Source organism: Candidatus Saccharimonadales bacterium, from assembly GCA_035945435.1.
GTDB lineage: Bacteria > Patescibacteriota > Saccharimonadia > Saccharimonadales > DASZAF01 > DASZAF01.
The window spans coordinates 1-14722 of record DASZAF010000018.1 but is presented as its reverse complement, the minus strand read 5'-3'; the positions used below and the strand labels follow the sequence as shown (position 1 = coordinate 14722).

The following is a 14722-nucleotide window of genomic DNA, read 5'->3' as shown; positions in this document are numbered from 1 at the left end:
CCACCCATAGTACTATGACAGACAGACAGGCACAGATTCTAGCTGCAATCGTTGAGCAGTACGCCGAGATAGCCGCACCAGTTGGTTCGGTTACGCTGGCAAAGCTCTTCAACGTCTCACCAGCAACCATCAGGGCCGAGATGTCCAGGTTGGAAGACGGCGGGTATATCACCCACCCGCACACTTCCGCCGGCCGTATCCCTACAGACAAGGGGTATCGGTACTACGTTAACAGTTTAGGAATCAGCTCCGAAGGCCCAGAACAAGCTATCGATCGCAGTGCGAGAGCGATCGGAGTGCGACTGGAGAGTGCCGGGGGACCGGCCAGGGCCATTCGCTCGGCGGCCGACTCTCTGGCAGAGATCACTCACAACCTAGGCCTGGCCACTATCGGCGGTCAGCTCTACATGAGCGGTCTGTCGCATCTGTTCATGCAGCCAGAGTTCGGGCAGGTCACCGCAGTGAAGGAGGTCGCTCGATTACTCGACAACCTCGAACCATGGCTTAGGGAAGCCGCCCCAACCGAACCGATCAATGTCTATATAGGGCAGGAGAATCCAATCGGCCGCAACAGCGGCTGCACCCTGATCATCAGCCGGTTTGTCTCACCCTATTCCGACAATAGTTACGTCGGTACACTCGGTCCGACGAGACAGAGCTACCGTAGCGTCATGGACCTAGTCAGTTACACCGCTAAATCGCTCGAAGCAGCTTTCTAAGTTAAGGAGACCAGCCCTATGACCAAAGCCAAAGATAAGACCCCGTCTGCAAAAGATGACCTTCTGCAACCACAGATCGATCAGTTGACCGCTGATCTCCAGAGAATGCAGGCCGATTTTATCAACTTCAAGCGACGGAGCGAACAAGAGCAGGAGCGGCTCAGTGACATGGCCAAAGTAGCGGTAGTCATGAAGTTCCTGCCATTTGTAGACAACGTTAAGCGCGCTCTAGCCCATATGCCGAAGGAGCTAGAGAATGACCAGTGGGCTAAAGGGGTAGTACAGCTTGGTGCCCAGTTCACGACGATTTTAGATGAACTAGGCGTCAGGCGGATCGAAGCGGTGGGACATCCCTTCGATCCGAACCTGCACGAAGCAGTCAGTGTTGATGACGAGGCCGGAGAGGGCGAGGAGGTTGTAGTTGAAGAGTTACAACCCGGTTATGAACTCGATGGTTTTGTTCTCAGACACAGTGTCGTCAAAGTAGGAAAAAGAACATTCGATACATCTAATAGTGAAGAGAGGAACTAAATATGGGAAAGATCATAGGTATTGACCTCGGTACGACCAACTCGGCCATGGCAGTTATGCAAGCCGGCGACCCGACGGTCATTGCCAACGCCGAAGGCAACCGAACGACTCCATCGGTTGTGGCTATCAGTAAGAACGGAGAACGAGTCGTTGGTGCGCCTGCCAGGCGCCAAGCGGTAACCAACCCAAAGAACACCATATTCGAAGTGAAGCGCCTCATTGGCCGTCGCTTTGAAGATAAAGAAGTTCAGCGTGACCTGAAGCTAATGCCCTATGAGATCGTCAAGAGCGGTAGTGGCGTTAAGGTCAAGATGGGTGACAAGGATTACAGCCCCGAAGAAGTGAGCGCCATGATCCTGAGCAAGCTGAAAGCAGACGCCGAAGCATTTCTGGGCCAACCGGTGACTGAAGCGGTTATCACCGTTCCTGCCTACTTCGACGATGCCCAGCGCCAGGCTACCAAGGATGCCGGTAAGATTGCCGGTCTCGAGGTAAAACGAATCATTAACGAACCGACCGCTGCTGCTCTGGCCTACGGCCTGGATAAGAAGAATGCCGATGAGAAGATCGCCGTCTTCGACCTCGGTGGCGGGACCTTCGATGTCTCTATCCTAGAGCTCGGTGACGGTGTCTTTGAGGTTAAGTCAACCAACGGTGACACACATCTCGGTGGTGCCGACTTTGACCGCGCCATCGTCAACTACTTTGTTGACGAGTTCAAGAAAGAGCATGGCATTGATCTGACCGAAGATAAGGCCGCAATGCAGCGACTGCGAGACGAGGCAGAGAAGGCCAAGATCGAACTTTCAGCAACCCAAGAGGTCAATATCAACCTGCCATTCTTAACAGCTGATGCCGAAGGTCCGAAGCACTTCGACCACAAACTGACCCGAGCCAAGCTCGAGGAACTGGTAGCCGACCTGATCGACCGGACAGCTGAACCATGCAAGAAGGCTCTTAAGGATGCCGGTCTCGAGCCAAAGGACATCAATGAGATCGTTCTGGTCGGCGGTATGACCCGCATGCCAGCCGTCGTCGAGAAAGTGAAGTCTATCTTCGGCAAGGACCCACTTAAGGGTGTTAATCCTGACGAGGTTGTGGCCGTTGGTGCCGCCATCCAAGGCGGCGTCCTAGCCGGTGACGTTAAAGACGTCCTACTCCTCGACGTTACCCCGCTGTCGCTTGGTATTGAGACTCTCGGTGGAGTCATGACCAAGCTAATCGACCGCAACACGACTATCCCGACCAGCAAGAGCGAGGTCTTCTCGACTGCTGCGGACAACCAACCGCAAGTTGAGATCCATGTCCTACAAGGTGAGCGGGAGATGTCATCCGATAACAAATCGCTTGGTACCTTTATCCTTGATGGAATTGCTCCGGCACCCCGAGGTGTACCCAAGATTGAAGTCAGTTTCAATATCGATGCCAACGGTATCTTGAATGTTACCGCTAAAGATCAGGGAACTGGCAAAGAGCAGTCGATGACCATTCAGGGCAGCAGCAACATGAGCAAGGAGGATATCGAGAAGGCTCAGAAAGAAGCCGAGGCCCACGCCGACGATGACAAGAAGAAGCGTGAAGTCGCCGAATCCCGCAACCTTCTGGCCAACTCCGTCTATACTGCCGAGAAGATGATCCGTGATAACGCCGATAAGATCAGCGACGATGACAAGAAGGCAATCGAAGAAGCCATCAAAGCCGCCAAGGAAAAAGAGAGCGCAGAGAGCAAAGAAGATCTCGACAACGCAGCCAAGACACTGATGGATGTTGTTCAGCCGATCGGCGCTAAACTTTACGAGGCAGCTGCCAAGGACGAGCCAAAAGAGGGCGAAGCCTCGGAAGATGAGGTTAAAGACAAGAAAGATGACGAAGCTGTTGAAGGTGAAGTCGTCGATGATGAAAAGAAGTAAAGCCAACAAATAATCATAATGCGAAACGGCTGCGCGAGTGTGGTAAGGTGAGCTAAGCAATGGCAAAACGAGACTACTATGAAGTCCTTGGGGTAAACAAGGACGCCTCTGCCGACGAAATCAAGAAGGCGTTTCGCAAAGCTGCCGTTAAGTTCCATCCCGACAAAGAGGGTGGCGACGAAGCCAAATTCAAAGAAGTCAACGAGGCCTATGAGGTTCTCTCTAACTCCTCCAAGCGCCAGCGCTATGACCAGTTCGGACATGCTGGTGTTGGTTCGAGCGATGCTGGTAACGGGTTTGAGGGTTTTAACTTCGGTGGTCAGGGCCAAAATATAAACTTTGATTTTGGTGATCTCGGTCTTGGCGATATCTTCGGTAGTTTCTTTGGCGGTGCGGGTGGTTTCGGCGGCCAAGGGCGTTCCCGCCAACAGCGTGGCAATGACATTCAGACTGAACTGACCCTTACGTTCGAGGAGGCTATCTTCGGAGCTGAGAAGACATTGCGGCTCAATATCGAGGACGTCTGCCCGCACTGTAAAGGGACGACCGCAGAGCCGGGTCATGACATGAAGACCTGTGAGACTTGCAAGGGTTCGGGTCAAGTAACCCGAGTAGTAAATAGCCTTTTTGGTCAGATCCAGCAGACTACCATCTGCCCAACCTGCAAAGGCTCGGGCAAGGTGCCTGAGAAAGCCTGTACTGTCTGCCATGGCAAGGGTACCAAACGGCGTGAACAAGAGATCAAGAGGAAGATTCCTGCTGGTGTCGACGACGGTGTAACAATTAGGTTGACCGGACGAGGCGAAGCCGTCGCCCAAGGTGATAAAGGTGATCTCTACGTAATCATTCATGTCAAACCACACAAGAAATTCACCAGAGAAGGCGACCTGATCTTATCCGAAGAACATGTAACCATGGTAGAAGCTGCTCTCGGTACAGAGATCGAAGTCGAGACGGTCGATGGCACGGTCACCATGAAAGTTCCACCCGGCACCCAAAGTGGTACCGATTTCAAGTTGAGTGGTCACGGTGTACCTCATATTCGCGGCGATGTTCGAGGGGCCCACATCGTTACCCTTCACGTTGATACGCCGACCAAGCTGTCAAAACACCAGCGAGAGCTGCTCGAGAACTTCGACCACGAAGGCGGACGAAGAGGGTTCTTCAAGTAATATATTGCTACATAAGCTCTTTTATATTATAATAGGCATCACCAAAAGTCTGAGTGGGCACCAATAAAAACAACAGTTATCACTAAGGGAGTCGAACATGGCTACAACTCGACCTCACAGCAAGAACAAGCAACTGCCTGTTATTGGCCGTCACGCGCTCGTCTCTTTCCCATCGCTTGGGATTGTTGAGGTATTGGCCAAAGTTGATACGGGGGCCGCTAGTAGCTCGATTCATGCTGAGAATATTCATGTCGAGATAAATGCTGGAGGGCAGGATGAGCTGGTCTTTGAGATCCCCAAGACAAAGAGACTCAAGACGAAGACAGGCGGGACTGAGACGGTTCGAACGACCGCTTTCACTGAACATAAGGTTCGTAGCTCAAACGGTGGTGTCGAGCGGCGCTACTACGTAACGGCTGAACTGAAAGTAGGTGGTGTTCACTTCCTAACACCGGTTAGTCTTAACGACAGATCAACTCTCTCGTTCCCGGTGCTTATCGGGAGGCGAACGCTTCACTCACATTTTCTCGTTGATGCATCGCTTGACGAGCGAGGTCTCTTCAGCGAGATGCCCCCACTTGGGTTTGACGACTGGCAGAAACTACGAGATTATGAAGCTAAACAGGCCAAGAAGCCGTATCTACAAGAAGACTAAATAGAGGTACTTGATATGAAGATAGCTATTCTTTCCAAAGGACCTGGCAACTACAGTACCAAACGCCTCAAAGAAGAGGCTATTCTGCGTGGCCATGATGCTCGTGTTATCAACTATGCAGAATGCTACATAGCCGTTGAACGAAACAATCCGGTTGTACGCTATAAGGGCGAGGAGCTCAGTGACTTTGATGTTGTCATCCCCCGTATTGCTCAGTCATATACCAAATACGGAACGGCCATCGTTCGTCAGTTCGAGATGCGTGGTGTCTACACGACGGCTAGTTCGATCGCTATCAATCGCAGCCGCGACAAGCTTCGTTCGTACCAGCTACTTGCCAGAGCGGGCGTAGATATTCCGAAAACCCTCTTTGCCCGTGAGACCGCCTCGTTCGAGGACCTGATCGAGCGTGCAGGCGGGCCACCACTGATTATTAAGGTGGCGAAGGGTACACATGGCAACGGTGTTGTGCTGGCCGAGACCGCTAAGGCGGCCAAGGCAGTTATGCAGGCCTTCTACGTTGAAGGCGTTAACTTCGTTGTTCAGGAGTTCGTGGCCGAATCGGCCGGCACTGATGTCCGGGCAATCGTGGTTGGCAATCGTGTGGTGGCCAGCTTTGAACGACAGAACCTTGACGAGGACTTCCGGTCAAACACCCACCAGGGCGGCGTTGCCAAGCCAGTCAAACTGACCGACGAAGAACGTCACATTGCTATCAAAGCAGCTAAGGCTATGGGTCTGCCAATCTGTGGTGTCGACATGCTTCGCTCCAAGCGAGGGCCACTGGTCATGGAGGTCAACTCTTCTGCCAGCCTGCGCTCGCCAGAGGAAGTCTGTCATCGGAATGTCGCCGAGAAGGTGATCGAATACATCGAGCTGAATGCCAAGCGTAAGCAGAAAAAAGATCGCATCGGCGCTTAAGCAAGTCCTTAGCTGGGCAGTGCTACAATATGCCTATGCCTATCGACATCATCGTCCTTGGCGGGACGGGGTTGATCGCCGTCTTACAGTTCATAACCAAGAAGCAGGCTGGTCTTCAGATCTTCATTTTGCTGGCTAGTTCGCTGATGGCTGGTATAGTCGAGGTTCCGGTTGCTAATTGGCTTGGTGCACACGGCTTTCTTCACGACGTTAACCAGCCCGCAGTTCTCGTCCACATTGCCCTGACTCTGATACCAGTTGCCGTGGCATGGTTGGCCGTCCCAAAGGATCACTTTCGAACTAGGCAGCTCGCAGGTGCAATACTTTTCGTCGCTGTTTTACTAGCGATCCTCTCTGGCGATCTGGCCAGTATAGCTCCTAAATCAATTCCAAACTTATCCCAGTACATCACTTTTATTGCTGATTGGGAGGGGTGGATTATCGTGGCCGGCATTGCGTATGGTATCTTCTCCCTCTACTTTGTGCATGGGCATAAGTCGAAAAGGAGCAAAAAAGAGTAGCACCCCTGTTAATTCGTTGCCTTTTCTCGAGTATTATGCTTTACTTTTCAAGTGTACGCGTGGGCCCATAGCTCAGCTGGTTAGAGCACCTGCCTTTTAAGCAGGGTGTCGTGGGTTCGAGCCCCACTGGGCCCTCCATAGAAATTTTGACCCCGAGATAATGAATCATTTGAATCTTGGCTACAGCATATTGTTATTCTTCGTCGCATTAATTTTAGACGCGGTATTTGCTCTGTACACCTTTTCTGTTACGAAGCACGAACCGGTAAAAGCCGGGATATACAGTGCATTCATCTATCTGCTTAGCGCACTTGGCATAGTCAGCTTTGTTAACAATAAACTTTATGTAATCCCACTATCGCTCGGTGCTTTCCTGGGAGCGTTTTTGATTGTCGAAAAAGAAAAGCGTGACAACAAGAAAGATAAGACAAAGAAGTAGTCTGTTCTAAGGGCACTAACTAATACGGCCCTCCAGAGATAATTCCTTCGTTTGCTATACTGTGTACATATAGGGGAGATTCATTATGGATGGAGAGATTCCGAAAGCAAGTCAACTATATAAAGGCGACATAAACGCAGCTGTGACTGCTGTCCAGAAAGCTACCGGCATTGAAATAACTCCGGAATGGTGGGGCGCCAACGTGGGCAATGACGGGACCCCAGAACAAATACTTGATAAATTTGATAAAGCCTATGCTGAATTTGTAGCCTCAAAATCGACCAGGTAAAATAACTCTGTATCACGTACAATAGAGTAAATATTATTCATTGGGATAGTAGATTTTGGCAAGAGTAGGATGGGTATCGACGGATGACAGCTCGTCTACCGGTTCCAGGAGGAGACAGCGGTGCTTGGGGGACGGTTCTCAACGGCTTCTTGAGCGTCTCTCTCAATAGTGATGGCACTATCCAACCAACAGCTATCACCCAAGCTGGTGGTCTAACCACCAGTAGCGGTGTAGCCATGGAAGCAGGGGCAACCTTTACGGGTTACTTGGCCCCAGCGGCTGCTACACTCAGCCAATCAGCCGGCTCTGTCGCCGTCAATGCCAGGACCGCCAATGCCTTCAACCTAACTCTGAGTGCTAATGGCTGGACCATCGCTAACCCATCTAACCCTATTGATGGACAGGTCATACGCTTCCGGATCACTCAAGGGAGCGGGGGAGGCTTCGGTGTCTTTTGGGGTACCCAATATGACTTCGGCACCACTGGCCAGCCGATCCTTTCAACGACTGCCGGGCTTGTGGATGTTATCGCCTTTGAGTATATTGCGTCGATCAGCAAATGGATCTACCTCGGCGCTGCGCTGGGGAACTGATGCAGGTTGTTCAGACATTCAATAGCGGGGCATCGTTCGCAACCAGTGCCACTATGTCTGCGACCACGGCAGGCAATACGATTGTTGTCTGTGTCACCGACTATAATGCGGGCGCATCTATGTATCCCCTTTCGTCTCCGACGATCGGAACTTCGCCCGGCGTCACATGGCCGGGTACCACACTTCTACAATTCTCGCAGAGTCCGGATGTTAGCAGCCAATCGGTCGGTGAGGCCATCTGGCTAATCCCCAACATTCCCTCTGGGATTACAAATATCCAATGCGGCAACTTTGTGAATGGTAACTTTGCATCAATTGCCGGATGTGAAGTGTCAGGACTTGGCAACGCCCCATTACTCGATGGCGTAGTGGCTAATGGAAGTGGTAATAGCTCAAGTCTTGCTTCAGGTAACACTGGAGCCACCAGTGCACCTTCAGGATTCGTCTTCGGTTGTTCGGTTGGCTATGCCCTCCAGACAAACGAACCTTCCGCACCGTGGGTCAATCTCGGATCGATGGGGAATACCTATACGACAGCAGGCTACCAGTTATCTGCAGCCGCAAGCAGCACGTTTGACTACACGACTACGTCAACCGGAGGTGGTAATGCGGTGTGGGCCGCAGGTTGCGTGGTCATCAAACCAAACAATGTGAAATGGCAGGTGCTGCAGTCTGCGGTAGCACCATGTCATATCGGGACAGCAATCGAAGCCAATCCTGTCACACTTGCCAGCAACTGTTCGTCAGGTTCGACGCTCATTGCCTATGTCCAGGTTAATGTCTCCGGTTCGAATTCGATCACCAGCGTCAAGGATGACCTAGGTAACTCGTTTACGAGGCTTACTGACTTTGAGCAAAGCGCGGGAACTAACGCTGAACTGGCGATCTACATATTGGCAACTCCTACCGCCGACGTTGGCCGAAAACCGACGATAACTGTGACCACCAATCATGTCAACACGCTGGCCGGTGGCATTCTGGTCCAAGAGGTCTCCGGTATTATGGCTGGCACTGACGGCAGTCCGTCTGACCTTACGGGGACTGCCGCAGGTTCCGTTGGTTCGCTAGGCTATACCTCTACGCTTACAGAAGAGTTTTTGGTCTCGTACTACTGTGACATTGAATCCAGTACGTTCTTTGCCACGCCCCCGCTGGATGGGGTTATGAACCGAAGAGCGTCAATAGCGCAAGCGGTGGTGGCAATCAAATAGTCGTCTACCGTCCAAGCTCACAGTCTGCCGAAGCAGGAAACTGGCTCGCTTCATCGTCGGGTAGTTGGTGTATCGCAACGGTCGCTTTTAAGACCCAAGTAAAGCCAGCGCCAATCATGTCTTACCTTCCCTGACAGATGATGTGGAAGGCCGGAGACTTACGGCGCAGCAATACCCTATATCCAGTTAGTCTTCTTTGATCCCGGCTTCTGTGCTGGCTTGGTTATATAGAGAGTGGCAAGGAACGTAGATATGGAACAGACGAAAAATATCTCCATCAACAGTGAGCTGAACTGCTCGCCATAGTTGAGGAAGCTGGCTCCGTTGAAGAAAGCTAACATGATGAAGAAATCCCCGAGGGCAAACGCCTTTATCCAGAAACGGTTCTGTTTGAGGATGGCGGCGATCAAGAATGCGGTTGAGAAGATGATCAACAGGATAGCGATTAAGACGTGCAAGGCCAGGAAGCCGATACCGCTGTGTGCTAAGGCCCACTGGACGCCGTTGTAGACCCCGGCGAAATAGTCTGAAGACTTTGCGCCAGGATGAGACTTAGGCACAGTAACCCACAGGTTTACAGTCAGGCCGACAAAGAACTGGACTATGAGTGCGACTACCATGCGCACCGCCATTCCACGGAAGAGACCGTTCTGTTCTTTGGGTGACGTCTTAGGCGATCGTCGTAGGCCCCAGATTACGGCGACTATGGCAATGATGAATATTAGCGAAAAGGTGATTATTCCAAGCACGCTTATATTAAATCAAATCCTATACGTCAATCCTAGGATTAAGTTGAAGATCTAGCCAATTCATGCGCTTCACCGAACGATATAAGTGATTCTTGGCCTCCCGGGGGAGGGAACTCCCTGCGCTTACCACGTCGGGCCAGACCTCCTTGGATATAGTACTGACTGCTAGGAACGTTCCATCTGCATGTCGCCTGGATGGCGCACGACCCACATGATCTCTCATACGCTCGTCGCTGTCTCTCGCTGTTCATGTCGATCGGTAGTGGTTCCAAAACAGTATCTCGCCCTCTGCGGTTTTCTCTACCTTCTGGCTCGATCGTGATGTTGCCTGGCTGTAAGCCACAGAGAGCCTGTGAATATAGCCAGACCGCATTGCACAGTCGTAGAGTACTTATGCCGTGAGCTTTCGTGTAGTCGTAGTAAATCTTGCGAAGCACAGCTAAGAGTTCGTCACTCAGAACGTTCTCGTCTTCACCGTAACCTTCGAAACGAACCATCTCGTTAGCAATACTGATTCTTAAAACGTGGAGATCGACAGGCAATGGGAAGTCGAACTCATCGATTAAATGTTCGTCCATTAGGTAATAGAGGATCATGCTGGTCATCTTCTCTTGAAAGCCAACGAATCCTCCGCCTCTTTTGTCGTTTTTGACACGTTTTGAAGCACCCTCGTAAGTATGTACGTTTTCAAAAACCTTGCGAGGGTCCCCCTCATACAATGTGTAGAGACGACTAGCATTCTCAACCCAGAGTTCGCTTACCATACGCTGGAATCCAAGACCATGTTTCTCGAGCAGGTCAGCAATAACGACTGGCGGAACGGCACGGGCTATCTCTGGGTCGAATAGGTCTGGGGCCTCTTCATAAACTCTTGCCAGCTGCTGCATGACTGGGACGGACTTTGCCCCGCCACGCATGTAGTAGCATGAAGTCCAGAGGAACATGGCATGTTCTTTTGTCCCCAGTGCAAGATTCTTCGGCATATGACGATGGTCTTGAGGAACGCGTGTGCTATCGAGGCAGTATGGGTAATCCTCACGATCGTAGGCACGAACGAGTGTACCCAAAACCTCTTCAACACGTTCATGGTCGACAACGATTCGCCGTTCGATGCCCCTTCCCTCTGGATCTGGTGTGAGTTGTTCGGGCATGTACATCAAGTAAAGCGCAGAGAAGTAAAACTGCAAGCATAAGCAATTTCTATCAGCACGTGTTTGTGTTATGGTAACGCCATGTCTGAAGTACCCAACGTACTTGTCTTAGAGTCGATCCGGCCACAAAACGCTGGCACTGGGGCACAAACCTTGGCCTATGGGGGCCTACTGGCTGCTGTCTGCGAATATGGAGCAACAAACCGCGCTCGGCAGGCTGAGTTCTGGGCAGCACCTGAAGGTACTCTTGAGGAGCAAGGTTGCGCAGCAGATCTTGCCAAGGAGTATCTTGTTGATACGGCAGAGAGGGCAGTCTACGCTGAGCCAGAGCATCGTGCCCTATGGGCGAAACGTTTTACCGACGCTTCAATAGAGCTTTATGGTGAGCCGGATCGTGATGAAGCGGCTCGTCTGCTTCTCGGGGAATACAGGTTGCTTAAGCAGCTCGAAGGGTCTGATCGCATTGCACAGGGGCGGGTGCGCTTCCTGCTTGATACGTATAGGCCGATCATCGAATCTCTGGGCGGTAGTGCCGAAGATATTGGAACCTCAGATCTATTGGCCGAACGTCAAGCAATTCGAGAGTATGGTCAGGCTGTTCGTGAGAAATATCAACCCATTTTTGATCTTGTTAACAGAGCAGGAAAAGAAGAATTTGGTCCGGATGATATGTTGGGAGTGTTTTCTGACGCTCTTGAGTGGCTCAGAACCAACGAAGGCAGTGAGTGGGATGACTGGGAAGTCGCACTCCATAATAAGACGGCGATGTCTGTTGTACCAAGTAAGAAGCTGATAAAGATTGCCGCTCAACGTCGACCGGCCACTGCAGGTGAAGTTGTAGGGCTGCTTGGTCACGAACTGCTTACACACGGCCTTCGAAGCAAGAATGGCTATGCTCAAGACGACCGTCGGTTAGCTATCGGGTTATCTGGCTATATTGACTCTGAAGAAGGGCTCGGCATCTTGACTGAAGAGGCCTTGCTTGGAACTCTTCCAGATAAAGCCTACGACAGATACCTAGACATTGCCTTGGCCCTCGGGACAATTGATGGTCGACGGCGCACCAGGCAAGAGCTCTTTGATATAAGTTACACCCGCCAACTGATTCGCAACCGGCTTCGAGGTGATCTTACGATGACTGCTGGAGAGTTGGTGCCGGTAGTATGGGCCCATGTTGATCGTATCTACCGAGGTGGTCGTGGTGACGGAGATGCAGAAGAACAAGCCATCTTCACCAGAGATATCTCCTACTACGTCGGCTATAAACGGATGGCCGCCTATTTGGCTGAGCAGAGAGCTGCGGGCAAGACGGCCGCTGAAATATTCGAATACCTGTCGAGGGGTAAGTTTGACCCGACGAATCCTCAGCACGTTGAATACGTAGATAGTATCTACGCTGCCCGTCAGGACTGATTAAACGGGGGCTGATTGTGATCCTGTGGCTGATGATCAGCCGGAGGTACATAGACAGATGGATAGCCACTGTTTGACTCATGCGGGTTTGGGGCTGGGGGACTAGTTGGCGGTGGCATTGGTTGTCCTGGTTGTTCTGGCTGTTGCCAACCCCCATCATGTGGCTGTTGGTAGGCGGGCTGCTGGAAACCTCCGCCAGTGCTTGGTGCTAGGTCGCGCTTATTGAATTTGTCCTGCAAGATAGCCATGCCGACAAACCGAAGCAGCCAAAGAAGAATGAAACAGAGAACCGTTGTTACTTCGCCTCGGGTATACTCATTGACTGCTTCCGAATACTTATAGAACCACCAGAAAGTTACCGGGATGATGAGAAGGGAGCCAAGTATCAAAATGATAAAGATGGCAATCGAAGCGCCCGGGTTACTACTTGTCGTTGCGCTACAGACTTGCCCTGGCTGCAGGTTATTGCAGGTAATGTTGGGTTGTGGATGCAAACCGCTGTGAACGGCTATCACAATCGCAACGATAATGGCGATAGCGATGACGATATAGGGGATGAATAGCAGGAAGAGGGTAGGTGTGTGTACTCTTGTCTCGCGATTGAGCACTTTCTTGGTCTTGGCCAGCCAAAAGAGGTCATAGATACCAAGGGTGATGATACTGAAGATCAGGACTGCAATTGGATTTCTGTGTTTCATCGCGTATTACCCTGAAGTATATGCAACAACATAGTAAATAGCAATCTCAGTAACTGCTCTTTCTCATTAGTCCGACAAGCCTGATTGAAACAAGGGCGGCTACTACCTGAATGACAAACATACTGACGAAGATCGCATGGAAACCATAGCGCTTGACGATATAACCTCCGGCCAAAGCGGCTACGGCTGTGATAAGCATATTGCCGCCGTCGAAGAACGACCATTCACTGGCCTCCTTGCCTCTGTCGTGAAAGTGGGTGTAGGCTGCTTTCCAGGCAGGCGCCAGGATGCCTGCTCCGATGGCATTGAAGCCGAGTACCACAAAGAGGCTGGTCGGGCTCTTAGCTAGCAAGAAAGAGAGTGCTCCTGCGGCTAACCAAAAGTAGCCGATCACTATCAACTCGTACTTCTTCTTGAAGCTATCTTCCATCTTGCCAAAGATGATAATCATCAAGCCGGCGATGGCTGTGTATGTAGCCCAGGCGGCTCCCGTCTGAAAGACTTGGGCCCCGATGCGTAGGGCGAAGAGGGCGTAAAGCGGCGAGAACATAGCGAAACCGAGCAGGTTTAGGTAGTTGGCAAGGAGCAAAAATCGTAAGCTCGCTTTCACATCAACATAGTATCATGGGTCTCCCAGGTGACCTTGCTAACAGAGGTGATTATGATATACTAGGGTTACTATGTCGGGTCATTCAAAGTGGTCAACCATCAAACGCCAGAAGGGCGCCAAGGACGCTCAGAAGGGTGCTATCTTTACCAAACTTGGTAATATGTTGGCCATTGCTGCTCGAAGCGGTGATGATCCTGAGACCAACTTTGCTTTGAGACTAGCCATCGATAAGGCCAAAGCAGCCAGTATGCCACACGCCAATATTCAGCGGGCCATCGACCGTGGCTCAGGTAAACTGGGTGGAGCCATTATCGAGGAGGTCACCTACGAAGGCTACGGACCTGGTGGGGCTGGCATTATCGTAGAATGTGCAACCGACAATAAGAACCGAACCTACCCAGAAGTCCGTCTAGCTTTCAGTAAACACGGGGGCAATATTGCCGAAAGCGGGGCAGTCGCTTTCCAGTTCCAAAGGAAGGGCGTTATCCGGGTCGGTTTTAACGGTGATGCGGATGAAGCTATGCTCACCGCTATCGATGCCGGAGCGGAAGATGCTGAAGTGGAAGACGGCGAATTGGTGATCTACACCGACCCGAAACAATTGGCTGCCGTCAGGAAGTCGCTGGAGAGCGAGGAAGAGCTGGAGATCAGGGAAGCGGAATTGACGTACGTGCCTCAGAACACCATAGAGATTAGCGACTCTGAAACCGAACGTAAACTGATGAATCTAATGGATGCGCTCGATGGCCTCGACGATGTCACCAACGTGCATGCTAATTTCGTCATTAAAGACACTTAGGAGAAGTTATGCGGATTCTTGGTATCGACCCAGGGACAGGTATTCTCGGTTTTGGGGTTATCGAAACGGGGACCAAGAACTCAAGGATGATTGATGCCGGAGTTATTCGAACGCCCGCTCATCAGGAACTCCCCGCTCGCCTTCTGACTCTCTATAATGAGTTGGCGAATATCGTCGATCAGCACAAACCTGATGTTATGGCTGTCGAAAAGCTCTTCTTTGCTCGAAATGCAACTACTGCTATCTCGGTCAGTCACGCGCGTGGTGTCGTTCTTCTGATTGGTGCCCAGCGGGAGATACCGATCACTGAATATACCCCACTGCAGATTAAGCAGTCTGTG

Annotated in this window: 18 protein-coding genes and 1 tRNA gene; 15 read left to right on the top strand and 4 right to left on the bottom strand. The window is 51.4% G+C overall.

Annotated features, from left to right (window positions below; translation table 11 throughout):
• The first annotated feature begins 14 nt into the window (after nt 1–14).
• The 12 genes from VGS28_02160 (at nt 15) to VGS28_02105 (ending at nt 8961) form a co-directional block, all read left to right on the top strand.
• Nucleotides 15–719: a transcriptional regulator gene (locus VGS28_02160; GenBank protein ID HEV2412589.1), complete on the top strand. Its 705-nt coding sequence runs from the start codon at nt 15–17 to the stop codon at nt 717–719.
• 18 nt (nt 720–737) lie between these two features.
• The gene (locus VGS28_02155; protein ID HEV2412588.1) at nt 738–1250 is read left to right on the top strand and encodes a nucleotide exchange factor GrpE; all 513 of its coding nucleotides are present in this window, start codon (nt 738–740) and stop codon (nt 1248–1250) included.
• A 2-nt stretch (nt 1251–1252) separates the two neighbouring features.
• A complete protein-coding gene (gene dnaK / locus VGS28_02150; GenBank protein ID HEV2412587.1) occupies nt 1253–3160 on the top strand; it encodes a molecular chaperone DnaK in 1908 nt (635 codons plus the stop codon).
• 59 nt (nt 3161–3219) lie between these two features.
• Entirely contained in the window at nt 3220–4332 is a 1113-nt protein-coding gene (gene dnaJ, locus VGS28_02145) for a molecular chaperone DnaJ (protein ID HEV2412586.1), read from the top strand.
• Nucleotides 4333–4429: 97 nt separating this feature from the next.
• Nucleotides 4430–4987 carry a RimK/LysX family protein gene (locus VGS28_02140; protein ID HEV2412585.1) on the top strand — a complete coding sequence of 186 codons (558 nt, stop codon included), beginning with the start codon at nt 4430–4432 and terminating at the stop codon, nt 4985–4987.
• Between the two features lie 15 nt (nt 4988–5002).
• Nucleotides 5003–5908 (top strand): 30S ribosomal protein S6--L-glutamate ligase, encoded by a 906-nt coding sequence (gene rimK, locus VGS28_02135; protein ID HEV2412584.1) that lies wholly within the window; start codon nt 5003–5005, stop codon nt 5906–5908.
• A gap of 29 nt (nt 5909–5937) precedes the next feature.
• Nucleotides 5938–6429, top strand: a complete 492-nt coding sequence (locus VGS28_02130; GenBank protein HEV2412583.1) for a hypothetical protein — start codon at nt 5938–5940, stop codon at nt 6427–6429.
• Nucleotides 6430–6490: 61 nt separating this feature from the next.
• Nucleotides 6491–6567 (top strand) — tRNA-Lys (locus tag VGS28_02125).
• Between the two features lie 31 nt (nt 6568–6598).
• The gene (locus tag VGS28_02120) at nt 6599–6868 is read left to right on the top strand and encodes a hypothetical protein (protein ID HEV2412582.1); all 270 of its coding nucleotides are present in this window, start codon (nt 6599–6601) and stop codon (nt 6866–6868) included.
• An 85-nt stretch (nt 6869–6953) separates the two neighbouring features.
• Nucleotides 6954–7157 (top strand): hypothetical protein, encoded by a 204-nt coding sequence (locus VGS28_02115; protein ID HEV2412581.1) that lies wholly within the window; start codon nt 6954–6956, stop codon nt 7155–7157.
• Nucleotides 7158–7240: 83 nt separating this feature from the next.
• Nucleotides 7241–7750: a hypothetical protein gene (locus VGS28_02110; GenBank protein HEV2412580.1), complete on the top strand. Its 510-nt coding sequence runs from the start codon at nt 7241–7243 to the stop codon at nt 7748–7750.
• Complete coding sequence (locus tag VGS28_02105) at nt 7717–8961, top strand: hypothetical protein (protein HEV2412579.1); 1245 nt, start codon at nt 7717–7719, stop codon at nt 8959–8961. Before VGS28_02110 ends, VGS28_02105 begins: the two co-directional genes overlap by 34 nt.
• A gap of 176 nt (nt 8962–9137) precedes the next feature.
• On the opposite strand, the gene VGS28_02100 is transcribed toward VGS28_02105, so the two are convergent.
• Entirely contained in the window at nt 9138–9710 is a 573-nt protein-coding gene (locus tag VGS28_02100; protein ID HEV2412578.1) for a hypothetical protein, read from the bottom strand.
• Nucleotides 9711–9748: 38 nt separating this feature from the next.
• Nucleotides 9749–10861 carry a hypothetical protein gene (locus VGS28_02095; protein HEV2412577.1) on the bottom strand — a complete coding sequence of 371 codons (1113 nt, stop codon included), beginning with the start codon at nt 10859–10861 and terminating at the stop codon, nt 9749–9751.
• A gap of 81 nt (nt 10862–10942) precedes the next feature.
• On the opposite strand from VGS28_02095, the gene VGS28_02090 reads away from it, so the two are divergent.
• Nucleotides 10943–12274: a hypothetical protein gene (locus tag VGS28_02090; protein HEV2412576.1), complete on the top strand. Its 1332-nt coding sequence runs from the start codon at nt 10943–10945 to the stop codon at nt 12272–12274.
• Here VGS28_02090 and VGS28_02085 read toward each other — a convergent pair.
• Both VGS28_02085 and VGS28_02080 read right to left on the bottom strand, forming a co-directional pair.
• Nucleotides 12265–12972 carry a DUF4234 domain-containing protein gene (locus tag VGS28_02085; protein HEV2412575.1) on the bottom strand — a complete coding sequence of 236 codons (708 nt, stop codon included), beginning with the start codon at nt 12970–12972 and terminating at the stop codon, nt 12265–12267. The two genes, VGS28_02090 and VGS28_02085, sit on opposite strands and share 10 nt — an antisense overlap.
• Before the next feature lie 46 nt (nt 12973–13018).
• On the bottom strand, nt 13019–13582 hold the full coding sequence (locus VGS28_02080; GenBank protein HEV2412574.1) for an MFS transporter: 564 nt from the start codon (nt 13580–13582) through the stop codon (nt 13019–13021).
• A 70-nt stretch (nt 13583–13652) separates the two neighbouring features.
• On the opposite strand from VGS28_02080, the gene VGS28_02075 reads away from it, so the two are divergent.
• Together VGS28_02075 and VGS28_02070 are read left to right on the top strand one after the other, a co-directional pair.
• The gene (locus VGS28_02075; GenBank protein HEV2412573.1) at nt 13653–14381 is read left to right on the top strand and encodes a YebC/PmpR family DNA-binding transcriptional regulator; all 729 of its coding nucleotides are present in this window, start codon (nt 13653–13655) and stop codon (nt 14379–14381) included.
• An 8-nt stretch (nt 14382–14389) separates the two neighbouring features.
• Nucleotides 14390–14722 (top strand): crossover junction endodeoxyribonuclease RuvC (locus VGS28_02070; protein HEV2412572.1); only part of this gene is annotated, 333 nt, incomplete at its 3' end.